General features: G+C 76.3%; 16 protein-coding genes and 1 tRNA gene. 7 read left to right on the top strand and 10 right to left on the bottom strand.

Annotated elements, in window-relative coordinates:
- The first annotated feature begins 41 nt into the window (after positions 1-41).
- Positions 42-2,888 (top strand): hypothetical protein, encoded by a 2,847-nt coding sequence (locus ACHZ99_RS21745; RefSeq protein WP_420306345.1) that lies wholly within the window; start codon positions 42-44, stop codon positions 2,886-2,888.
- Between the two features lies 1 nt (position 2,889).
- A complete protein-coding gene (locus ACHZ99_RS21740) occupies positions 2,890-3,936 on the top strand; it encodes an ABC transporter ATP-binding protein (RefSeq protein ID WP_420306344.1) in 1,047 nt (348 codons plus the stop codon).
- On the opposite strand, the gene ACHZ99_RS21735 is transcribed toward ACHZ99_RS21740, so the two are convergent.
- The 7 genes from ACHZ99_RS21735 to ACHZ99_RS21705 form a co-directional block, all read right to left on the bottom strand.
- Entirely contained in the window at positions 3,923-4,693 is a 771-nt protein-coding gene (locus ACHZ99_RS21735) for a hypothetical protein (RefSeq protein WP_420306343.1), read from the bottom strand. The two genes, ACHZ99_RS21740 and ACHZ99_RS21735, sit on opposite strands and share 14 nt — an antisense overlap.
- On the bottom strand, positions 4,690-5,136 hold the full coding sequence (locus tag ACHZ99_RS21730; protein WP_420306401.1) for an acyl-CoA thioesterase: 447 nt from the start codon (positions 5,134-5,136) through the stop codon (positions 4,690-4,692). Before ACHZ99_RS21730 ends, ACHZ99_RS21735 begins: the two co-directional genes overlap by 4 nt.
- 43 nt (positions 5,137-5,179) lie before the next feature.
- The gene (gene ettA, locus ACHZ99_RS21725; RefSeq protein ID WP_420306342.1) at positions 5,180-6,844 is read right to left on the bottom strand and encodes an energy-dependent translational throttle protein EttA; all 1,665 of its coding nucleotides are present in this window, start codon (positions 6,842-6,844) and stop codon (positions 5,180-5,182) included.
- A gap of 376 nt (positions 6,845-7,220) precedes the next feature.
- Entirely contained in the window at positions 7,221-8,633 is a 1,413-nt protein-coding gene (locus ACHZ99_RS21720; RefSeq protein WP_420306341.1) for a Cys-Gln thioester bond-forming surface protein, read from the bottom strand.
- Positions 8,634-9,066: 433 nt separating this feature from the next.
- A complete protein-coding gene (ssb, locus tag ACHZ99_RS21715; protein ID WP_420306340.1) occupies positions 9,067-9,576 on the bottom strand; it encodes a single-stranded DNA-binding protein in 510 nt (169 codons plus the stop codon).
- 117 nt (positions 9,577-9,693) lie between these two features.
- Positions 9,694-11,868 carry a GTPase gene (locus ACHZ99_RS21710; RefSeq protein ID WP_420306400.1) on the bottom strand — a complete coding sequence of 725 codons (2,175 nt, stop codon included), beginning with the start codon at positions 11,866-11,868 and terminating at the stop codon, positions 9,694-9,696.
- A gap of 479 nt (positions 11,869-12,347) precedes the next feature.
- Positions 12,348-14,132 carry a dynamin family protein gene (locus ACHZ99_RS21705; protein WP_420306339.1) on the bottom strand — a complete coding sequence of 595 codons (1,785 nt, stop codon included), beginning with the start codon at positions 14,130-14,132 and terminating at the stop codon, positions 12,348-12,350.
- 294 nt (positions 14,133-14,426) lie between these two features.
- On the opposite strand from ACHZ99_RS21705, the gene ACHZ99_RS21700 reads away from it, so the two are divergent.
- Positions 14,427-14,499 (top strand) — tRNA-Arg (locus tag ACHZ99_RS21700).
- An 85-nt stretch (positions 14,500-14,584) separates the two neighbouring features.
- Here ACHZ99_RS21700 and ACHZ99_RS21695 read toward each other — a convergent pair.
- Positions 14,585-15,616 carry an MBL fold metallo-hydrolase gene (locus ACHZ99_RS21695; RefSeq protein ID WP_420306338.1) on the bottom strand — a complete coding sequence of 344 codons (1,032 nt, stop codon included), beginning with the start codon at positions 15,614-15,616 and terminating at the stop codon, positions 14,585-14,587.
- A 126-nt stretch (positions 15,617-15,742) separates the two neighbouring features.
- Between ACHZ99_RS21695 and ACHZ99_RS21690 the strand changes: the two genes are divergently transcribed.
- The 4 genes from ACHZ99_RS21690 (at position 15,743) to ACHZ99_RS21675 (ending at position 20,954) form a co-directional block, all read left to right on the top strand.
- Positions 15,743-16,609, top strand: a complete 867-nt coding sequence (locus ACHZ99_RS21690; protein WP_420306337.1) for a helix-turn-helix domain-containing protein — start codon at positions 15,743-15,745, stop codon at positions 16,607-16,609.
- 132 nt (positions 16,610-16,741) lie between these two features.
- Complete coding sequence (locus ACHZ99_RS21685) at positions 16,742-18,700, top strand: FAD/NAD(P)-binding protein (protein WP_420306399.1); 1,959 nt, start codon at positions 16,742-16,744, stop codon at positions 18,698-18,700.
- Positions 18,697-20,112: a lyase family protein gene (locus tag ACHZ99_RS21680; RefSeq protein ID WP_420306336.1), complete on the top strand. Its 1,416-nt coding sequence runs from the start codon at positions 18,697-18,699 to the stop codon at positions 20,110-20,112. The genes ACHZ99_RS21685 and ACHZ99_RS21680 overlap by 4 nt, the downstream gene beginning before the upstream one ends.
- Positions 20,113-20,354: 242 nt before the next feature.
- Entirely contained in the window at positions 20,355-20,954 is a 600-nt protein-coding gene (locus tag ACHZ99_RS21675) for a hypothetical protein (RefSeq protein WP_420306335.1), read from the top strand.
- 71 nt (positions 20,955-21,025) lie between these two features.
- Here ACHZ99_RS21675 and ACHZ99_RS21670 read toward each other — a convergent pair whose 3' ends face one another.
- Both ACHZ99_RS21670 and ACHZ99_RS21665 read right to left on the bottom strand, forming a co-directional pair.
- Positions 21,026-21,442, bottom strand: a complete 417-nt coding sequence (locus tag ACHZ99_RS21670; protein WP_420306334.1) for a VOC family protein — start codon at positions 21,440-21,442, stop codon at positions 21,026-21,028.
- 10 nt (positions 21,443-21,452) lie between these two features.
- A complete protein-coding gene (locus ACHZ99_RS21665; RefSeq protein ID WP_420306398.1) occupies positions 21,453-21,827 on the bottom strand; it encodes a helix-turn-helix transcriptional regulator in 375 nt (124 codons plus the stop codon).
- Between the last annotated feature and the right edge of the window lie 11 nt (positions 21,828-21,838).

Here is a 21,838-nt window from a genome sequence, read left to right as displayed (position 1 = left end):
CGCGGTCCCGCGGGGCCCGCAGACACCGGGAGGTCGGTGACATGCCCGCCGCGCAGGACCCGCCGGAGCCGCCCGGCGCCCCGGACACCGCCGCCCGCGCCCCCGGCGCCGCTCCCTGGGTGCGCACCCGCCTGCGCGCCGCGCCCGGCGGCGCGGTCGCGCTCGCGCTGCTCGTGCTCGTCACCGCCTTCCTCGCCGCCGCGTTCCCGCGCGGCGTCGACACGTACGAGGACCGCGAGGCCCGCCGGCTCGTCACCGGCGCCGGGGCCGCCGAGCGCAACGTGGCGGTGACCGTGCCGCCCGACCCCGAGGTGCTCTTCGAGGACCGGGTGGAGTCGATGTCCGCCGCGACCGTCGCGGTGGACGCGCGCCGGGTGCTGCGCGAGTTCCGCGACCCGCTGCGGGCGGAGGCCGGCCAGGTCTCGTACGGCGTACGGACCCGGCCCGTGCTCGTCACCGACGACCCGTGGCTGCCGCGCACCGACGGGCAGCGGCCGGAGGTGCAGCTCGACGCCCGCGCCGGGGTCGGGGCGCGCGCCCGCGTCGTCGACGGCCGGCTGCCGGAGCCGACGCCGTACGGGGACGGGACCCGTACCGGCGAGGTCGTCTTCGAGGCCGCCGTCACCGCCGCCACCGCCGGGAAGCTGGACATCCGCGTCGGCTCCCGCCTCCACCTCCCGCACACCGAGGGCACCCTCGTCGTCCACGTCACCGGCATCGTCGAGCCGAAGGCGCCGCGCAGCGACTACTGGTCCGTCGACCCCCTCCTGCGCACCCCCGAGCTGCGCCAGCGGCCGTCGTCGATGGAGCCGCAGCGCTACTGGACCGCCGCCCTCCTCCTCCACCCCGGCAGCGGCCCCGCGCTCTACGCCGGCACGCAGACGTTCGAACTCGCCGCCGAGGAGCCCGGCACCGGCCCGTACTGGAACGTGCCCCTGGCCGGCGGCTCGATCACCGGCCGCGACGTGCCCGCCGTCCTCGACGCGCTGGCGGGGCTGACCGAGGGCCCCGCGTACCAGCGCCTCGGCGAGCGGCTCGGCGCGACCCCCGACATCTCCACCGAGGCCGCCGGGCTCCTCGACGGCTACACGGGCCTGCGCGACGCCGTCACCCCCGTCGTCGCGGTCGCCGCCTTCGGCGTCGGCGCCGTCGCCGCCGTGGTGCTGGGCATGGGCGGCGGCCTCGCCGCGTCGCGGCGGCGCGCCGAGCTGGCGCTGCTCCGCGCCCGCGGCGGCTCGCTGCGGGGCATCGCCGTACGCCTCCTCGCGGAGAACGCCGCCGCCGTGCTGCCCGCCGCGGCGGCCGGCTACGGCCTCGCCGTACTGCTGCTGCCGGACGGGCGGCACGGGCCCGCGCTGCTCGCGGCCGGCGGGACGGCGGCCCTGGCGCTGTGCGCGCTGCCGGCGCTCGCCGTGGCCGCCGTGCGGCGCCCGCGGCCCCCGGCCCGTACCGACCTGGTCCGCGCGCGGCCCTCGTGGCGGCGGCTGACGGCGGAGCTGACGGCGGTGGTGCTGGCGGTCGGCGCCATCGTCGTGCTGCGCCGCCGGGGCAGCGCGGAGGGCGGCGCGGACGTGCTGGTCAGCGCGGCGCCGGTGCTGGTCGGGGTGGTCGCGGCGGCCGTGTTCGTACGCCTCTACCCGCTGCCGCTCCGGCTGGCCGCCCGGCCGGCGGCGTGGGCACGCGGCGCGCTCGGCTTCCTGTCGCTGGCCCGCGCGGGGCGGGCGCCGTCGGCGTCCGCGCTGCCGCTGCTGGCGCTGCTCGTGGCGCTGACCACGGCCTCGTTCGGCGGCTCGGTGCTGGCCGGCGTCGCGGACGCGCGCGCCACCGCGTCCCTGCGCGCCGTCGGCGGCGACGCCCGGCTCACCGCGGCCGCGCCGCTGCCCGACGGGATCGCGGCGCGGGCGGCGCAGGCGGGCGGCGTACGGCACGTCGCCGCCGTCGGCACCGAGAGCGGACTTCAGGTCATCGGGCTGGGCGGCGACCTGACGCTGCTGACGGTCGACGCGGGCACGTACGCGAAGCTCAGCGCGGACCTGGGGCTCGGCGCGTTCGAGGCCGGGCTGCTGCGGGACGCGAACGGCGGCCGGGCGCTGCCCGCGCTCGTCTCGCCGGGCGTCGCCGAACTGATCGGCGACGGCACGCTGGGAATGCAGTCGTCGCGCGGCCGGATCACGGCCGAGGTGGCGGCGGTGCGGCGGGTGACGCCCGCGCTGACGGGCGGCGAGTTCGCGGTGGTGGACGCGGCGAGCGTGGCGCGGCAGCTGCCGGGCACCGAGTCGCTGCCCGAGGCGCGGCCGGACACGCTGCTGCTCTCCGCGGACGGCGGCGGCCTGGACGGCGCCGCGCTGCGCGCGCTGGCGCGCGACGAGGCGCCCGGCGCGAGCCTGCTGCTGCGCGCCGCGGTCGCGGACGACCTGGCCGCCTCGGAGCTCCAGCGCGGCGCGGAGCGGCTGTACGCCGTGGCCGCGGTCGCCGCCACCGCCTACGCGCTGCTCGCCGTGCTGCTGTCGCTGCTCCGGGCCGCCCCCGAGCGCGTCGCGCTGCTGGCGCGGCTGCGCACCATGGGCTTCAGCCGGCGGCACGGACGCGGGCTGCTGGTGCTGGAGGCGCTGCCGCAGCTGGTGGCGGCCGGGCTGGTGGGGGCGCTGGCCGGGCTCGTCACCGTACGGCTGCTGGGGCCCGGCATCGACCTGGGCGCGCTCGCGCTCGGCGACGAGAGCCCCGACCTCCTCGGCGGCGCCGACGCGGAGCTGCGCGCGGACCCGCTGGCGCTGGCGGTGCCGTCGGTGGCGGTGCCGGTGCTGGCGCTGGCGGCGGTGCTGGTGCAGGCGTGGTGGGGCGGCAGGCGGGGGGCCGTACAGGAACTGCGGGCCGGGGAGAGGGAGTGAGATGGCCCAGACGCACGAGAGCACGGACGGTACGACGGGTGGTGGCCGGGCGACGGGCGGCCGGGCGGCCGGCACGACGCTGGCGGACCTGGAGCGGCGCGCGGCCGAACAGCGCGACCGGCCCGCGTACGGCCACGACGCGCTGATCTCCTGCGACCAGCTCGTCCGCATATTCCGCGCCGACGGCGTGGAGGTGCAGGCGCTCCAGGGCCTCGACCTGCTGGTCGCCGAGGGCGAGCTGATGGCCATGGTCGGCGCCTCCGGCAGCGGCAAGTCGACGCTGCTCGGCATCCTCGCCGGCCTCGACGTGCCCACGGCGGGCACGGCGAGCGTCGCCGGCTTCGACCTGCTGGCGATGGACGCGCGGGCGCGGCTGCGCTACCGGCGGGAGATCGTCGGCTTCGTCTGGCAGCAGACCGGGCGCAACCTGCTGCCGTACCTGACCGCCGCGCAGAACGTCGTGCTGCCCATGCAGCTCAGCGAGGGCGGCGGCGGCCGCCACGCCCGCCGGCGGCGGGTGGCGTACGCGGAGGACCTGCTGGCCCTCATGGACCTCGCCCACTGCCGCGACCGGCGCCCGCGGGAGATGTCCGGCGGCGAGCAGCAGCGGGCGGCGATCGCCGTGGCGCTGGCGAACTCGCCGGCGGTGGTCCTCGCCGACGAGCCGACCGGCGAGCTGGACTCGGCGACGGCGGAGCAGATCTTCGCCGCCTTCCGGACGGCGAACGAGGAGCTGGGCACGACCATCGTCGTCGTCACGCACGACCAGGCGGTGTCGACGCAGGTCCGGCGGACGGTCGCGATACGGGACGGGCGGATGGCGTCGGAGGTGCTGCGCCGCACGGAGGTGGACGCGAGCGGGGCGGAGCAGGTGGTGGCCCGCGAGTACGCGGCGGTCGACCGCACGGGGCGGCTCCAGCTGCCGCAGAAGTACACGGAGGCGCTGGACATCCGCGAGCGCGTGATCCTGGACCTGGAGGAGGACCACATCAGGGTGAGCCCGGACCGGGAGGCGGGCGGGGAGCGGGGACGGCTCAGAGAGGGGTGACGCCCAGGCGGCCCAGGCCGCCGGTGCGGCGGACGGCCACCGAGCCGTACGGGGTACGCAGCCGGAGCCAGTTGCCGGCGGCGAGGAGGGCGGGCTCGGCGGCGGACCCGGCGGACGGCCCGGCCGCGGGCGCGGCCGGTGCCGGTGCCGGTGTCCCCGGCGGGGCCGGGGGCGGCGGGAGCAGGCCGAAGACGCGCGCGGCGTGGGCGGCGCGCAGCGGGAGCGGGGTGCCGTCCAGCGGGCGGCTCCAGATGTCGCCCCCTATGCGGTCCACCTCCGTGCGCGTCCGCTTCTCCTCCGGCAGCGCCTCCACCCGGGCCTTGAACTCCGCGACGCCCGTCGCCACCGCGACGTACAGCTCCGCCGGGCCCGGCAGCCCGGCCACCGGCTCCCAGCCGCCGCGCGGCGGCAGCAGCCCGGCCCACCCGGGGCCGCTCACCGGGCCGGGCAGCGCCACGGCGACCTCCGCGGTGTCCCCTGTGCCGGCGGCGGCGTCGACCGCCTCCGCCAGCTGTCCGGCGGACACCGTCTCGTCCAGCTCCGCCGCCTCCGCCGCGGCGAGCAGCACCGTACGGACCACGATCACTTCCAGCGCCGGCGCGTGCCCGAAGACGGCCAGCGCCGCTCCCCCGCCGGCGGTGCCGGGAGCCGCCCGGAGCCGTACCGCCGCGCCCCTGTCGTACCGCAACAGCCGCCCCAGGAACGCCACCAGGCCCTCGGCCTGCCGTTCCCCGGCAAACACCAGCCGTCGCGTCATGCCGCCACAGCCTCCCCCGAACCGCCCGGACCGCCCAGCCCACCCGGACCGGCCGGGTCCGCGGGCGGCGCCAGGTACTTCTCCAGGAACGTCCGCTCCTCGGGCGTGAGCCGGCGGGGGCGGGCGGCGTCGAAGTCGTAGGGGACGATGACGGTCGACGCGCGCGCGTACACCGTGGCGTCGTCGCCCGGGCCGTCCTTCACCTCGTACGCCAGCCGCGCCGACGACGCCCGTATCTCCGCCACCCACACCTCGACCGTCACCGGCTCGAACCGGTGCACCAGCGGGCGGCGGTAGTCGATCTCCTGCCGGGCCACGACCGAGCCGCCCTCGAAGGATGTGCCGCCACCGCCCTCGCCGGGCAGCCGGAACATGAAGTCGATCCGGGTCTCCTCCAGGTAGCGGAGGAACTGCACGTTGTTGACGTGGCCGTACGCGTCCATGTCCGCCCACCGCAGCGGGCAGAGATAGACGTGCCTGGCCCCGTCAGCCACGGGTGAGCTTCTTGTACGTCGCGCGGTGCGGGCGCGCGGCGTCCGGGCCGAGCCGCTCGATCTTGTTCTTCTCGTACGACTCGAAGTTGCCCTCGAACCAGAACCACCTGCTGTCGCCCTCGTACGCCAGGATGTGCGTCGCGATGCGGTCCAGGAACCAGCGGTCGTGGGTGATGACCACGGCGCAGCCGGGGAACTCCAGCAGCGCGTTCTCCAGCGAGGACAGCGTCTCGACGTCGAGGTCGTTGGTCGGCTCGTCGAGCAGCAGCAGGTTGCCGCCCTGCTTGAGGGTGAGCGCGAGGTTGAGGCGGTTGCGCTCGCCGCCGGAGAGGACGCCGGCGGGCTTCTGCTGGTCCGGGCCCTTGAAGCCGAACGCGGACACGTACGCGCGCGAGGGCATCTCTACCTGGCCGACGTTGATGTAGTCGAGGTTGTCGGAGACGACCTCCCACAGCGTCTTCTTGGCGTCGATGTTGGCGCGCGACTGGTCGACGTAGCTGACGGAGACCGTGTCGCCGACCCGGATGCTGCCGGAGTCCGGCTTCTCCTGGCCGAGGATCATCTTGAACAGGGTCGTCTTGCCGGCGCCGTTGGGGCCGATGACGCCGACGATGCCGTTGCGCGGGAGGGTGAACGACAGGTCGTCGATGAGGAGTTTCTCGCCGAAGCCCTTGCTGAGGTTCTCGACCTCGACGACGACGTTGCCGAGCCGGGGGCCGGGCGGGATCTGGATCTCCTCGAAGTCCAGCTTGCGCATCTTCTCGGCCTCGGCCGCCATCTCCTCGTAGCGGGCGAGCCGCGCCTTGGACTTCGCCTGCCGGCCCTTGGCGTTGGAGCGGACCCACTCCAGCTCTTCCTTGAGGCGCTTCTGGCGCTTGGCGTCCTTCTGGCCCTCGACCTTGAGGCGGGTGGACTTGGTCTCCAGGTACGTGGAGTAGTTGCCCTCGTAGGGGAAGGCGCGGCCGCGGTCGAGCTCCAGGATCCAGCCGGCGACGTTGTCGAGGAAGTACCGGTCGTGGGTGATGGCGACGACGGTGCCCTCGTACTGCGCGAGGTGCTGCTCCAGCCACGCGACGGACTCGGCGTCGAGGTGGTTGGTGGGCTCGTCGAGGAGGAGGAGGTCGGGGGCCTCCAGCAGCAGCTTGCAGAGCGCGACGCGGCGGCGCTCACCGCCGGAGAGGTGGGTGACGGGCCAGTCGCCGGGGGGGCAGCCGAGGGCGTCCATGGCCTGCTCCAGCTGGGCGTCGAGGTCCCAGGCGTTGGCGTGGTCCAGCTCCTCCTGGAGCTTGCCCATCTCCTCCATCAGCTCGTCGGTGTACTCGGTCGCCATCTGCTCGGCGATCTCGTTGAACCGGTCGAGCCTGCCCTTGGTGTCGGCGACGCCCTCCTGGACGTTCTCCAGGACGGTCTTCTCCTCGTTCAGCGGGGGCTCCTGGAGGAGGATGCCGACGCTGTAGCCGGGGGAGAGGAAGGCGTCGCCGTTCGACGGCTGCTCCAGGCCGGCCATGATCTTGAGCACGGTCGACTTCCCGGCGCCGTTGGGGCCCACGACACCGATCTTGGCGCCGGGCAGGAAGTTCAAGGTGACGTTGTCAAGGATGACCTTGTCACCGTGCGCCTTGCGTGCCTTGCGCATGGTGTAGATGAACTCAGCCAAGAGAAACCGTCCGGCAATTCCGAGGTGGGCAGATGCACCCATCTTGCCGCACGTCCCGCCCCGCACGAAAACGGCCCCGGTCGCGCCCGCCGCCTGCGGCGGCCGCGGACGGCGGGGCGGGACGAGGGAGGCGCAGGGGCGCGCCGGGGGCGCGGCGGTGAGGCGGCGCGCGGCGGGGACGAGCGGCCCCCGGGCAACCACGGCCGGGCGGCACGGGCGCTGGAAGCCGCCGTCGGCCGCGGCCTTCGCGCGCGGGCACGCGAAGGGGCCGGGCCCCGCGGGACCCGGCCCCCTCTGTCGTGCGGTCCGTCCGTCAGCCGACGTCCGCCGGCCGGCGCTCAGCGCAGCGCGTCACGCGCCGGCCGGAGGGCCGTCGTCAGGCGGCGTCGGCGCCGCCGCCGGCGCGCCGGCGGAGCAGGAAGACGGTCGCGCCGCCGACCACGACCAGACCGATCGCGACGCCCGCGATGATCGGCGTGGCGCTGCTGCCACCGGTGTTCGCCAGGTCGCCGCCGTCGTCGGTGTCACCGCCGTCGGAGCCGCCCGCGGAGGCCGGGCTCGGCTCGCTCGGCGCCGGAGTGTCGTTGCCCGCGGTCTCGCAGTCGAGCACGCCGGTGAACTTCTCGCTGAAGCCGTCGTCACCGTTGATGGTGATCTCGTAGGCCTGGTCCTCGGCGACCTCGACCAGCACGGTCTTGGACTCGCCCGGAGCCACGGTGTGGGACTCACCCGCCAGCTCGAAGGAGAAGGGCTGGTCGCCCTTGTTCTCCGCGGTCACGTCCACGCCGCCCTTGGCACAGTTCTTCTCGGCGGAGAGCGCCGGGATCGGGCCCTTGCTCGCCCACGTGGCGGTGGCCTGCGCGGAGACCGTGGTGTCGCTGGAGCCGGCCAGGATCTGGGTCTGGCTCTGCGCGTGCTCACCGACGCCGGCGAAGGCGCGGCCGACGGGCACCTGGGTGGTGGCCTCGGCGGTCAGGGTCGCCGAGCCGTCGGGGGTGCCGGCGGGCACGTCGAGGAAGACCTCGGTGCCGTCCGCCGCGCTCGTCAGCGCCTCGCCGTTGGCGTCGACGACCTTGACGCCGGCGCTCTCGGCCTCCGGCGACAGCGAGAGGCCGGCGCTGGCGGCGTCGGTGTTCACCGTCACCGGGCCGAGCTTCTCACCGGACTTGCCGGAGACGGCCGTCGGGCCGAGGTTCAGCGACGCGGCGGGCTCCTCGATCGCCTCGGCGCTGGCCTCCAGGTAGTCGGCCAGCTTCTCGGCCTCGGGGTCCTTGGCCTCGACGTCGACGTCGTCGGAGAAGCGCCAGATGGCGATCTGGGTGCCGGCCGCCGCGGTGTCCTCGGTCAGCGTGCCCGCACCGGCCTTCTCCGCGAGCGCGGACAGGTCGTTCATCTGCGGGTAGGAGTTCTGCAGAATCCAGTTGATCTTCCCCGCGTCGGGGTTGTTCTGCAGCGAGGAGGAGCTCCAGGGCACCTCCTGGTACTTGGCCTCCGGCTGGGTCGGGTTGCCGAAGTCGATGCAGTAGGTCTGGATCGAGCCGCCCTGGTCGACGGCCATCTCGAACAGACCGGCCGCCATCTCCTGGTCACCGCCGTCCCCGTGGACGATGGCGGTGTCCTTGATCGTGAGTCCGCCCAGGGTGGCGGTGGCGCCGTTGGCCGGCGGCGCTTCCTGCGCAGCCGCGGGGCCGGCGCCGGCTATCGCACCGGCGGTGGCCAGGCCCGCGGCCAGCGCGACCGCGGTGAGCCGAGCAGACCGTCGGTGTGACGGCCTCCGAACAGAAGTCATGGTCGAAAATCCCCTCCGGGCGGGTTGGTCAGGGCTCGGATGCCCCCGCCGTAAGAACGCCTGTGCTCCGGGCTCGTCGAGCCGCTCGGAATCCTATGGACTCCCCCCGACCCGCGAACCTCAAATGCCCCAAGCGGACGGGGTTTTAGAACGCAATCGTTACATCGAGCAACGACTATTTCGGGCAGACCCCTGCGGACCGGCAGAAGTTTTCGCACAGCGATCGAACCGCTCGTCCCGAATCCGTCACCGCCCGGCCGCCCCCCGGCAACCCGGGGCCCGGAGCCCCGGGGCCGGGCCCCGGGGGCGCGACACCGGCGCCCTTCCGCCGCGGCTGCCGGGGCGCGGGGTCCAGGGTCCCCCGCCCCGGCGCCGTCGACGCCGGGCCGTGTGGTTCGGGCCGTACGGTGTCGGGGCGTACGGCTCGGTAGCCTCAGCCCAGGTCCGGTGTCAGCACCGGCTGCCGCTCCCCCGCCTCCCCCGCGTCGGGCGCCCGGCCCGCCGCCGCGCCGCCGGGGTCCGTCCGACGCGGGTCCGTCCTACCCGCGTCCGGCGGGCCCGGGTCCGCGAACGACGGCTTGAGCCGCGACATCCGGTGGAACGCCGCCGTGCCCCAGCCGAGGTCGTGCCCCACCGCCGTCGCGTCGATCGTCGGGTCCAGGACCCGCGCGCCCTCCTTCTCGTACTCCCTGACCCGCAATCGGCCCCGCACCAGCAGCGGTTCACCGATCGACACCGACGCCGCCACGTTCTCCGCGAGCTGGCGCCAGGCCCACACGGTGAAGAAGTTCGTATACGCATCGGTCCAGCTGCCGCTCGCCTGGTCGAACCGCCGCACCGTGGCCGCGAGCCGGAAGCGGACCGCCGGCACCCCCGACTGCGTCGTGCGGTAGTCCGCGCTCGTCGCGGCGTTCCCCACCACGGTCACCATCGTCTCGTTCATCTCCACGCACCTCCCCCGTCCGGGCACGTCACCTGCCCGCTGACCTCCATGCTGCACGCTCCCACCTCCGCTCGCGACCCCTGTGGAAAACCCCGGCCCGAGCCACGTCACAGCAGGTCAAAGCCGTGCGTCACCGCCCGACGCAACGGCGTACTGCTCCCGCACCTCGCGGTAGCGCAGCAGCTCCGCCGCCATCGGCTCCAGCACCCGGGCCCGCCCGCTCGCCGCCGCCGACTCGCGCAGCCGCCGCTCCGCCTCCTCGCCGTACCGCCGCGCCGGGCCGCGCGCGGCGAACCGGCAGGCCAGCGCCACCCCGGGGCCGCCGCCGGCGGCGACGGCCAGGAGGGCCAGCGGCAGCAGCCACGGCGCCCCGGTGACCCCGAACAGCGCCGCGACCAGCCACAGCGCGGCGAGCGCCTGGAGGCCGAGCAGCCCGCTCTGCACCGCGCCCGCCACCGACCACCACCGCGGCCGCGGCACACCCCCCGGCCGCAGCCGGCCGCCCGCGTCCGCCCCGGCGGCGGTCTGCTCGTCCCCGCCCGCGTCACCCGCGGTCAGCTCATCCCCGGCCGGGTCGCCCCCGGCCTCGTCTCCGGCATCCGCGCCACCGGCGCCCGCCTCGGCCGCTCCCGGCCCACCCGGGTCTGCCTCGCCCGTCCCGGCATCCGCCCCGGCACCCGCACCCGGCGCCGCCTCGGCCGACGCGCCGCTCTCCGGCCCGTCCTCGGCCGGCGACCCCGCGCCCCCGCCCGCCCTGTTCTCCGTCAGCCCGTCCGCGAGCCCCGCCGCGCCGCGTACCCCCGCCTCGCGCACCGCCTTCGCCCACGGCGCCGGCAGCCCGGCGCCCGCCTCGTCGGCCACGGCCCGTACCGCCTGCTCCACCACCGCACGGGCGGCGACCCACCCCGGCTCCCCGGCCCGCGGCTCCGGCATCAACGTGCCGACTCCCGCGGACGTCCCGTCCGCGTCGCCGCCGGCCGCGCCGTCCGCGGTCGCCGCCGCCCCCGCACCCGCCCGCCGGCGCCGCCACAGCCGTACCAGCCGCGCCCCGCACGCCTCTTCCGCCTCCCGCAGCCACAGCTGCTCCGCCGCCTGCCCGGTCGCCGCCGCGCCCACCGCCTCCGCCAGCCGGTCCTCGAACTCGGCCGTGACCCGCTCGTTCAGCCCGCCCCCGCCGCCCGGCCCCACGTACACCTCGCGCAGCCGCGCCATCGCCCCGTCCACGTCCGCGGTCAGCCGCCGCTCGGCCGCCCTCCGCTCCGCGATGAACGCCACCAGCTCCGCGCGCAGGTCGGCCACGCCCTCCCCGGTGAGCGCGGACAGGGACAGCACGCACGCGCCGGGCTCGCCGTGTTCGCCGAGCGCGAGGCCGTCCTCGTCGAGGAGCCGGCGCAGGTCGTCGAGCACCTGCCCGACGGCGTGCGCGGGCAGCCGGTCCACCTGGTTCAGGACGACGAACGTCACCTCGGCGTAGCCCGCCAGCGGTTGCAGATAGCGCTCGTGCAGCGCCGCGTCGGCGTACTTCTCCGGGTCCACCACCCAGATCACGGCGTCCACGCGCCGCAGCAGTTGCTCGACACGCGCGCGGTGCTCGTCCACCGCCGAGTCGTGGTCGGGCAGGTCGACGAGGACGAGCCCACGCAGCCCCAGGTCGTCGCGCACCGGCCGGGCGGCGCGCGGCGGGAGCCCGAGGCGTTCGAGGAGCAGCGTCGGGGTGTGGTCACCGGCGCCGCGCCAGGCGCACGCGGCGGGCAGGGAGGTCGTGGGCCGGCGCACCCCGACCTCCGAGAGCGCGGTGCCCGCCAGGGCGTTGAAGAGGCTCGACTTGCCGCTGCCGGTGGCGCCGGCGATGGCGACGACGGCGTGGTCGAGGGAGAGCCGCTGCCGGTCGGCGGCTTCGTCGAGTACGCGCCCGGCCTCGGCGAGCGTGCGCCCGTCGAGCCGCGTACGGGAGAGGCCGACGAGCTCACGCAGGGCGTCGAGGCGCCCGCGCAGGGGGCCTTCGGCACGCGGTACGAACACTCCCGGCACCCCGCCGTCCGCCCCGTACCCCGCGCGGGCCCCGCCGCGACCCCGCTCCGCGGCACGCGGCGCGGCACCGTCCCCGTCGTCCGTATCGCCGCGCCCGCCGCCATCCGCGAGGTCGCCGTCGCCCGGCCCACCGCCCGCCCTCTCCGACGCCCCCGCCGTATGCAACGGCTCCGGCGTCTCCGGCAACCCCGACGACGGCGACGCCCCCGCCGCCGCCACGCCCGGCCCGCCGTCCGTACCCGCCTCCGTCTCCGTCTCCATCTGCGCGACTCCGTCCGCACGTCCGTCGTCCGTCCCGCCCGAAGACAGAGGCTCCGACTCCGGCCCCGGCTCCTCAGGGGAAACCTCTACCGCCGCCCCGTCCCCCGCGGCCGCCTCCCCGGAGCCACCGGACGCCTCGGCCGTCACCTCCCCGCCCGGCTCCGGCACCGCGCCGGCCACCGCGCCGCCGTCCTCCCGTACCGCCTGCCGCCGCCCCGCGAAGCCGCCCCGCGCCGCCCGCCGCGCGATCAGCCCGTCGTCCCACATCCCCGCCGGGCCCGGCTCGTGATCGCGCCCGCCGGGTCCCCGGTCCGGACCGTCCGGGCCCTCGGCGACCCCACACAACTCGGCCACTTCGTCTCCCCGATCCGCCCCGCCCGCCGCCGCCACCGGCTCCGTGACCTCCCCAAACGGAAGCGGAACCTCCGCCGACTCGCGTCCCGACGTCTCCTCCGAGCGCACCCCGCTCACCTCTCCCGTCACTTCTCCCGCTGGAGCACGGACATCGCCGCGATCAACTGAGCCTGCTGGCCGGACCGCGCTTCCAGGGCGTCGATCGCCGCCAGCCGGCGATCCCGCTCACTGTCGAACACCCGCTCGAAGTACGTGCCGAGCAGCCGCCCGCCCCGCTTCCGCAGCCGCAGGCCGCCCTTCGCGCCCAGCAGCCCGGCCAGTTCGTCCGCCGCCCCGTGCCCGTTCGAGCCGTCCAGCAGCGCCACCGCCAGGAGCGCCGCCGTCTCCTCCGGGTCCGCGTCCGGCCCGTGCCCGGCGGCGCGCAACGCCTCGTCGGCCAGCTCCTCCAGGCACCGCCGCCAGCGCCGCACGAGCACCCCCACCCGCCCCTGCGCCCCCGCGCCGGCGTCCGCGAAGGGCACCGCCGCCACGGCGGGTTCGCGGCGCAGCTCGGCGGTGAACCGCTCGTCCGCGGCGGCCACCGCGCAGCCCAGGACGGCGGCGACGCTGCCGGTCAGGGCGTCGAGGAGTTCGGTGGAGGCGCCGGTGAGGGCGCGGTTGCGGTAGTGCGCGAGGGCGTCGCCGGCGAAGGCGGCGCCGCCGACGAGTTCGGCGTGGGCCTTCTCGGCGGCCTCCTCGTACGCGCGCTCCACGCGGTGCGCCATCCGCGTCGCCGCCGCGTGCTGCGCCGCGCACGCCCCGGCCAGCGACGTGACCCGGGAACGCAGCGACGCGAGCACACCGTTCGCGGTCCGTGCGGCGGCCTCCGCGCGCGCCCGGGGGTCCTGGGCGCGGTGCGCGAGCCAGTCGCGCAGCTCCCGCACCGCCGTGGCCGGCAGCAGCCCGCTGCCGCCGCCGGCGGACTCGGGGAGTTCGGGGACGGTGAAGCGGGGCACGTCGCCGAGGCCGGCGCCGCTCAGCAGCGTGGCGTACTGCAGGGAGATCTCGCCGGCGACCTGGTGCGGCACCCGGTCGAGCACGGTGACCAGGCTGACGTCGTACTCCTTCGCCGTACGCAGCAGGTGCCACGGCACCGCGTCCGCGTACCGCGAGGCGGTCGTCACCAGCACCCACACGTCCGCGGCGCACACCAGCTCGGCGGCCAGCTCGCGGGCGTGCCCGGCGAGGGAGTCGATGTCGGGGGCGTCGAGGAGGGCGAGGCCGCTGGGCACGTTCTCGTCGACCTCGATCCGCAGCAGCGTCCCGTCCGGGCCGCGGCCGCCCTCTCCGAAGGTCGCGGGCCCGCGCGTCAGGCCGCCGCGCCGGACGCCGTACGGATACGGATCGCGCCCGCCGTACGCCCCGGAGACCCGCCCGCCGTCCCCGCCCCGACCGCCGCCTCCGCCGTCCCCGTACGCCTCCTCGGCCTCCTGGGCCTCGTACGCGCCGTACGACTCGTACGCCTCCACGCGCCCGTGCGCGGCGTCCTGCCGCGGCATCCACACCCGCGTCAGATGCGGCAGCACGCGCTGCCCGGAGAACCAGGACTGGTCGTCGGGGTGGCAGACGAGCACGGGCATCCGCGTCGTGGGCCGCAACACGCCCGATTCGCTCACACATCTGCCCACAAGCGAATTGACGAGCGTCGACTTCCCTGCCCCGGTCGACCCGCCGACCACCGCGAGCAGCGGCGCGTCGGGGCGGTGCAGCCGGGGAACGAGATAGTCGTCGAGCTGAGCGAGCAGTTCCGCCCGGCTCCGCCGCGCCCCGGCCGCCCCGGGCAGCGGAAGCGGGAAGCGCGCGGCGGCGACACTCTCGCGGAGGGCGGAGAGTGCGCTCAGCAGGTCAGGCCGTACGTCCGAGGTCGCCACATGCGAAGAATGCCCGCTTCCATCCGAATTTGAAAGCGTTTAGCCCCACAGCGCGCCTTCTTCAACCCAGAAGCTCCCGCCACCCCGGCATAACGACTGCACAACACCACCGCCGCCGCGCGGAAAAAAGCGATGCGCGAATCGCACTCGACTGCGATTATCAGGACGCTTCACTGAACCTCCACAAGGTGGTGCCGGAGTGAAGCTACCGGGTGTGGCTCAACGGAGCCCTATCCTTGACCCCTGGCAAGGTCACGGATCCGCCGAGCCCGGCCACCGTTCCACGCCACACCGGCCCCCGTAGCTCAGCGGATAGAGCAGGTGCCTTCTAAGCACTTGGTCGCAGGTTCGAGTCCTGCCGGGGGCGCAGGGCTGCCCTCCTCCCCCAGGGAGGGCCCTACCGCTCCCCTTCCCCACCCACCCGCCCGCATGCGTACCTGCCCGCGGCGGGGTCAGCGCAGGGGTACGAACGGCCGGTTCAGGTGCGCCGTGGCGAGCACCGCGTGGCACTCCTCGGCGCGCTCCAGCAGCATGCGGCGGGAGAGCCGGGCGAGGTCCGGATCCTCCTCGAAGAAGTACCGCACGGAGGGGTCGACGAGCTGCACCGCGTGCACGACCACGTCCCCGGCGATGACGATCTGCCGGCGCCCGCCGTCGACGACCACCGACTGGTGCCCGGGCGTGTGGCCGGGGGTCGGGACGAGCGTGACGGCGTCCCCGCCGCGGTGGGCGACCAGCCGGGTGCCGCCGTCGACGACGTGCAGCCGGCCGGCGCGGCGCAGCGGGGCGACGGCGTACGTCGTCGCGGCGTCGCCGGGGGCGAGGGCGGCGAGTTCGGCGGCCTGGACCACGTAGCGGGCGCGGGGGAAGGCGGGCGCGCCGTCGGGGGTCACGGACCAGCCGTAGTGGTCCTCGTGCAGATGGCTGAGCACGACGGTGTCGACGTCGTCCGGCGCGATGCCGGCGGCGGCCAGCCGCGCGTGCAGCGCGCCCGGGACCGGTGCCCAGCTCGCGGCGGGGCTGTCGGCCGGGCCGATGCCGGAGTCGACGAGGACGACCCGGCCGCCCGGGCGCCGTACGGCGAAGCAGCGGAAGTCCAGCTCCCAGGCGCCGTCCGGCCCGAACGCCCGCGGGTCGACGCGCCGCGCGCCCGCCCACGCGGCGGCGGAGGCGCCGGGGAAGGCCTCCTCGCGGGGCATCGGGAACGTACCGTGCGCGTCCAGCAGCGCCACCACCTCGAACCGCCCGGCCCGGCACACGGCCACCCCGGCCGGGCCCCCGGCCGGGCCGCCGGCGGCGCCCTCGGCGCCGACCCCCGCGGCGTCCGGGCGGGGCGCGGCGGCCGCCGTGCCCGCCACCGGGCCCGCCGCCGACGCGACGACAGCGCCCGCGGCCACCGCCCCGGCGCCCCGCAGCACCCGCCGCCGCCCCCACACGGCCGCCCCGGTGCCCGGCTCCGCGCTCTCGTCGTACGTCCGTCCCATCTCGGCTCCCTCCTCCGGCCGGCGGCCCACACACCGCCCGCACGGGAGCCCACGTTGCCGCCCCCCGCCGGCGCCGTGCTTGTAAGTTCGTGCGCGATCTCCGGCCTCCTGTGCAAGGCTCGGCCCATGGGCGTGACCCGGCACGCGATCCTCACCGACGACGACCTCGCCGTCACCGACGTGCGCTGCGGCGACCCGCCCGCCGGGTGGACGCGGCCGCGCGCCGCGGAGGTCTTCGGGCTCGTCCTCGTCCGCGACGGTGTCGTACGGGCCCGGGTCGACGGCGTGGAGCAGACGATGGACCCCGCGTCGGTGTACGTCGAACGGCTCGGCAGCGAGCAGCAGTTCGCGCACCCGCACGGCGCCGACCGCTACACGGAACTCGTCCCCTCCGAACCGCTGCTCGCCTCGCTGCTGGGCGGCGATCCCACCGTGCCCGCGGGGCTGGTGTTCACCACCCCCGCGATGGCGCTGCGGCACCGGCTGCTGTGCGCGGCCTCCGGCCGCGGTCCCGGGGACGTGTTCGGCGCCGCCGAGGCGGCCGTCGCGCTGGCCGCGGCGGCGCTCGCGCAGCTCGACGCGCGCCGGGTGGCGACGGGCGCGCCGGCCACGGCCGCGGCCCGGCGGCGGCTCGCCGACGGGGCCCGGGAGGCGCTGACGGCGGACCCGCGGCTCGGGCTGCTTCCGCTGGCCGCCGAGCTGGGCTGTTCGCCGCACCACCTGAGCCGGGTGTTCCGGGCGGCGACCGGCGCCACGCTGAGCCGCTACCGCAACCGGCTGCGCGCCGCGCGGGCGCTGGAGCGGCTGGCGGGCGGCGAACGCGACCTGGGCGGTCTCGCGGCCGAGCTGGGCTTCGCCGACCAGGCGCACATGACGCACGTCGTACGCGCCGAGTCCGGGCTCCCGCCGGGCCGCCTCCGCGCCCTCCTCGCCCCCTCCCCCGCTTCCTCCCGCGGCCCCGCCGGGCGGCGGGCCCCGCGTTCTCCGCGGTAGAAGTAGCAGGTCAGCACCCCTTTCCAGGGCTTTCGGGCGCGTACCTCACAGGAACTTGTCATCGCTGTGAGGTCGGACATCGTGGAACTCTTCCCTCGCAAGGGCCTTGTCCCCTCCGGGAAGCGGGTGTCCATGTCCAACGGGCGGTTGAACGTCTGTGTCGTCGGCGCCGGGCCGCGAGGTCTGTCGGTCCTGGAGCGGATCTGCGCCAACGAGCGCAAGTCCCCGTCCCACGAGGACCTCCGCATCCACGTGGTCGACCCGCACCCGCCGGGGGCCGGCCGGGTCTGGCGGACCGACCAGCCGGACCTGCTGCTGATGAACACCGTCGCCTCCCAGGTCACGGTCTACACCGACGCCAGCGTGGAGATGGAGGGGCCCATCGAGGCCGGGCCCGGCCTGCACGAGTGGGCGCGGTCCGTCGTACGGGGCGAGGACGCCGCGCCGTCGCTGCCGGGCGGCGTGCTGGCCGAGGCGCGGCAGCTGGGCCCGGACGACTATCCGACGCGGGCGTTCTACGGGCACTACCTGGAGCACTGCTTCCGCCGGGTGGTGGCCGGCGCGCCGGCGCACGTGACGGTGCGGGTGCACCGGTCCGCGGCGGTCGCGCTGGACGAGGAGGAGGACGGCACGGCCGGCCAGTGCCTCACCCTCGACGACGGCGGCCGGCTGCGCCACCTCGACGCCGTCGTCCTCGCGCAGGGGCACCTCCCGGCGCGCGCCACCGAGCAGGAGGAGCGGCGGGCGCGGGAGGCGGCCGAGTGCGGGCTCGTGCTCATCACCCCCGTCAACCCGGCCGACGCCGACCTCTCCGCGATCAAGCCCGGACAGAACGTGGTGCTGCGCGGGCTCGGCCTGAACTTCTTCGATCACCTCGCCCTGCTCACCACCGGTCGCGGCGGCCGGTTCGAGCGCAGCGGCGACCGCCTGGTGTACCGGCCGTCCGGTCGCGAGCCCCGGCTCTTCGCCGGCTCCCGGCGCGGTGTCCCGTACCACGCCCGCGGACACAACGAGAAGGGCGCGCACGGCCGTTACGAGCCGCGGCTGCTCACCCCCGAGGTCGTCCGCCGGCTGCGCGAACGCGGCACCGCGGGCGGGCGCGTGTACTTCGCCGTCGACCTGTGGCCGCTGATCGCCAAGGAGGTCGCCGGCGTCTACTACGGCGCCCTCCTCGCGGCGCGCGGCCGGGAGGCCGGGCGGGAGGCGTTCGTCGGGCGGTACCTCGCCGCGCCCTCCGCCGAGGCGGAGGCCGCGCTGCTCGACGAGCACGGGATCCCCGCGGCGGACCGCTGGGACTGGGCGCGTATCGACCGGCCGTACGCGACGCGCGAGTTCCACAGCCGCGAGGAGTTCCGCGACTGGCTCCTGGGCCACCTCGCCAACGACGTGCGGGAGGCCCGCGAGGGCAACGTCAGCGGCCCGCTCAAAGCGGCCCTCGACGTGCTGCGCGACCTGCGCAACGAGATCCGCCTGGTGGTCGACCACGGCGGCCTGGAGGGCGTCTCGTACCGCGACGACCTCCAGAACTGGTACACCCCGCTGAACGCCTACCTGTCGATCGGCCCGCCGCCCTCCCGGATCGAGGAGACGATCGCGCTGGCCAACGCGGGCGTCCTGGAGTTCATGGGCCCGGAGCTGCACGTACGCATCGACCGTACGGGCGGGGAGCCGGCGTTCACCGCCGAGTCGAGCCGGGTGCAGGGCCCGCCGGTGCGGGCCACGGCGCTGATCGAGGCGCGGCTGCCCGAGCCCGACGTCCGCCGCACCGCCGACCCGCTGCTCACCCACCTCCTCGCCACCGGCCAGTGCCGCCCGTACCGCATCTCCAGCGACTCCGGCACCGACGTGGTGACCGGCGGACTGGCCGTCGGCGAGCGCCCCTACCCCCTGATCGACGCCGCCGGCAACCCGCACCCCCGCCGCTTCGCCTACGGCGTGCCGACCGAGGCCGTGCACTGGGTCACCGCCGCGGGCATACGCCCCGGGGTGAACTCCGTGACGCTCGGCGACTCCGACGCCATCGCCCGCGCCGTCCTCGCCCTCACCCCCGCGGGCGGACCGCGCCCCCACACCACCGAGGAGCACTCGTGACCCGGTCCCCCGGAACCGGCCCCGGCGCCGACCCCGACGCCGGCCTCCTGTCCCCCGTACGGGCCGGCACACCCGTCGAAGCCGCCGTGTCGGACCGGGCGTGGCTCCAGGCGATGCTGGACGCCGAAGCGGCGCTCGCGCGCGCCCAGGCGCGTACGGGCACCGTCCCCGCGCCCGCCGCCGCGGCGATCACCGCCGCCGCCCGCGCCGACGCGCTCGACCTGCGCGCGCTCGCCTGCGCCGCGCGGGAGACGGCCAACCCGGTCGTCGGCCTGGTCAAGGCCCTCACCGCGGTCGTGGGCGAACGCGACCCCGCCGCCGCGGAGTACGTGCACCGCGGATCGACCAGCCAGGACGTCTTCGACACCGGCGCGATGCTGGTGTGCGACCGGGCGCTGCGCCTCGTCCACGCCGACCTGCTGCGCACCGCGCGGGCCCTGGCGGGGCTGGCGGCCGAGCACCGCGACACGCTGACGGCCGGGCGGACGCTGACGCTGCACGCGGTGCCGACGACGTTCGGGCTCAAGGCCGCCGGCTGGCGGGCGCTGGCGCTGGACGCCGCCGAGCGGGTGGGGCGGGTGCTGGACGGCGGTCTGCCCGTGTCGCTCGGCGGCGCGGCGGGGACGCTGGCCGGGTATCTGGAGTACGCGGCGCTCGACGGCGCCGGACCGGCGGACGCCGGCGCGTACGCCGAGCGGCTGACCGACGCGTTCGCGGACGAGACGGGGCTCGCGCCCGCCGCGCTGCCCTGGCACGTCCTGCGCACCCCGGTCGCGGACGTCGCCGCCGCCACCGCCGTCGTCACCGGGGCGCTCGGCAAGATCGCCGTCGACGTGCAGTCCCTCGGCCGGACCGAGGTCGCCGAGGTGGCCGAGCCCGCGGCGGCCGGCCGCGGCGGCTCCTCCGCGATGCCGCACAAGCGGAACCCGGTCCTGGCCACCCTCGTGCGCAGCGCCTCCCTCCAGGTCCCCGCGCTGGCCGCCGCGGTGACCCAGTGCATGGTCACCGAGGACGAGCGCTCCGCCGGCGCGTGGCACGCCGAGTGGCACCTGCTGCGCGAGTGCCTGCGCCTGGCGGGCGGCGCGGCGCACACCGCGGCCGAACTCGCCGAGGGGCTCCAGGTCAGGCCGGAGCGCATGCGCGCCAACATGCGGCTCACCGAGCACCTGGTCACCTCCGAGCGCGTCGCGGCGACGCTCGCTCCGCTGCTCGGCAAGGCGCGTGCGAAGCAGCTGCTCACCGACGCCGCGGCGGAGTCGGAGCGTACGGGACGGGGGCTGCCGGCGATCCTCGCGGCGGTGCCCGAGATCGCCGGGCACTTCGACGAGCCCGCCCTGGCGGCGCTCCTCGACCCCGCCTCGTACACCGGCGCGGCCGGCGCACTGGTGGACCGGGCGGTCGGGAAGGCGTAACCGCACGCCGGGGCACGGGACTTGCCGCAGCGCACGCACCCGCGGGCGGGCGGGCCCGGGCCGCCGGGCGGGGTCATCGGCGGTGCGCACGCGGCGAGTTCGGCGCGCTCCGTCGTCGCCGCTCCCGCCCGCGTCCCCCCTGCGAGTGATCAACACTCCAGTCCGGGGCGGCTCGTGACGATATGGAGTGGGTGACCGTCATGGATGAGTGCCTCCAATTCGTCTGTCCGCCGTGGTGCAACATGGCCGACTCACCGGAAGACCATTTCGGGGCTCTCGGTGACGACCTGTCCCGGGTGCTGCACCTGGGCTGGAATGCCGGGGCGAAATACCAGGGGCGGGGCGACCCGCGCCAGACAGTGGGGTTCGATGTGGATCTGTGCGCGTACTCGTTGACCGACGGCCGCCCGGGGCGGCCGTTCCTGCGCGTGTCCGACGAGGCCGACAGCGCGAACAACTTCGAGGTGCACGACGTGGCCTCGGCCGCGTATCTGTTGCAGCAGATGGCCGGCGCGGTGCGGAACCTGGCCGGTTTCCTGGAGATGCTCAGCGCCCGGCAGGAGGCCGAGGAGGCGCAGTGGCAGGCGGTCCGGCTGGACGGCGACCTGCGCCAGGCCGAGCAGCAGCAGGCCCGGGCCGAGGCCGGGCTGCACCAGGCGCAGGAGTACATCGCCGCCCTGGAGCGGGAGATGGAGGCCGCCGGCGCGGCGCGGGACGCGGCGCTCTGGCAGGTGGAGAAGGCCCGCGAGCGGGTGGCGGACACCGAGCGCACCGCGCGGGAGAGCCGCCGGGTGGCGGAGGCGGCCGCGGCCCGGTCGGCCCGGCTGGAGGGCGCGCGGTAGCGGGCGCGCCCGGCGGGGCGCCGGGTGAGCGGTCAGCCGGGCGGGGGCGCGGTCGGGCGGGCGGGGCGCGGTCAGGCGGGGCGCGGCTGGTTGAACCGGAGCAGGTTGCCGGACGGGTCGCGGAACGCGCAGTCCCGTACGCCGTACGGCTGGTCGATCGGCTCCTGCACCACCTCCGCGCCCGAGGCGGCGATGCGCGCGAAGGTCGCGTCGCAGTCGTCGGTGGCGAAGATGATGCCCGGCAGCAGGCCCTTCGCGAGCAGCTGCGCCATCGCCTCGCGGTCCGCGGGCGCGGCGTTCGGGTCGGCCAGGGGCGGTTCGAGGACGATGTTGACGTCGGGCTGGGCGGGCGAGCCCACGGTCACCCAGCGCATGCCCTCGAAGGAGACGTCCGCGCGGACCTCCAGGCCGAGGACGTCACGGTAGAAGGCGAGCGCCTTGTCGTGGTCGCCGACGGCGATGAAGCACTGCGACAGCGCGATTCCCATGCGCCGCACGCTACCGGAGCAGGCTGCCCTCCGGCGCCTGGCGACGCACCGGCCGCGTGTGGATCTTGGCGATGCACGCCGGGATGGCGGCGCCGTCGTCGTGGCTGCGGGCCCGGTAGGCGCGGGGGCTCTCGCCGACCAGCTCGGTGAAGCGCGAGCTGAAGGACCCCAGCGAGGAACAGCCGACCGCGAAGCACACCTCGGTCACCGTCAGGTCGCCGCGGCGCAGCAGCGCCTTGGCGCGCTCGATCCGGCGCGTCATCAGGTAGCTGTACGGCGTCTCCCCGTACGCGGCGCGGAAGCTGCGGGAGAAGTGCCCCGGCGACATGAGCGCGACCCGCGCCAGCCCGGCGATGTCCAGCGGCCGCGCGTAGTCGCGGTCCATCGCGTCCCGGG

It is taken from the genome of Streptomyces sp. MAR4 CNX-425 (assembly GCF_048656465.1).
Lineage (GTDB): Bacteria > Actinomycetota > Actinomycetes > Streptomycetales > Streptomycetaceae > Streptomyces.
This window is presented reverse-complemented; position numbering and strand designations above follow the sequence as displayed.

Excerpts from the sequence above, each read along its gene's own strand:
- ssb (WP_420306340.1), bottom strand. The coding sequence starts at position 9,576 with ATGAACGAGACGATGGTGACCGTGGTGGGGAACGCCGCGACGAGCGCG.
- ACHZ99_RS21665 (WP_420306398.1), bottom strand. The coding sequence starts at position 21,827 with ATGGACCGCGACTACGCGCGGCCGCTGGACATCGCCGGGCTGGCGCGG.
- ACHZ99_RS21695 (WP_420306338.1), bottom strand. The coding sequence starts at position 15,616 with ATGGGACGGACGTACGACGAGAGCGCGGAGCCGGGCACCGGGGCGGCC.
- ACHZ99_RS21730 (WP_420306401.1), bottom strand. The coding sequence starts at position 5,136 with ATGGACGCGTACGGCCACGTCAACAACGTGCAGTTCCTCCGCTACCTG.
- ACHZ99_RS21710 (WP_420306400.1), bottom strand. The coding sequence starts at position 11,868 with ATGGAGACGGAGACGGAGGCGGGTACGGACGGCGGGCCGGGCGTGGCG.
- ACHZ99_RS21670 (WP_420306334.1), bottom strand. The coding sequence starts at position 21,442 with ATGGGAATCGCGCTGTCGCAGTGCTTCATCGCCGTCGGCGACCACGAC.
- ACHZ99_RS21745 (WP_420306345.1), top strand. The coding sequence starts at position 42 with ATGCCCGCCGCGCAGGACCCGCCGGAGCCGCCCGGCGCCCCGGACACC.
- ACHZ99_RS21735 (WP_420306343.1), bottom strand. The coding sequence starts at position 4,693 with ATGACGCGACGGCTGGTGTTTGCCGGGGAACGGCAGGCCGAGGGCCTG.
- ACHZ99_RS21690 (WP_420306337.1), top strand. The coding sequence starts at position 15,743 with ATGGGCGTGACCCGGCACGCGATCCTCACCGACGACGACCTCGCCGTC.
- ACHZ99_RS21740 (WP_420306344.1), top strand. The coding sequence starts at position 2,890 with ATGGCCCAGACGCACGAGAGCACGGACGGTACGACGGGTGGTGGCCGG.
- ACHZ99_RS21675 (WP_420306335.1), top strand. The coding sequence starts at position 20,355 with ATGGCCGACTCACCGGAAGACCATTTCGGGGCTCTCGGTGACGACCTG.
- ACHZ99_RS21720 (WP_420306341.1), bottom strand. The coding sequence starts at position 8,633 with ATGACTTCTGTTCGGAGGCCGTCACACCGACGGTCTGCTCGGCTCACC.
- ACHZ99_RS21685 (WP_420306399.1), top strand. The coding sequence starts at position 16,742 with ATGTCCAACGGGCGGTTGAACGTCTGTGTCGTCGGCGCCGGGCCGCGA.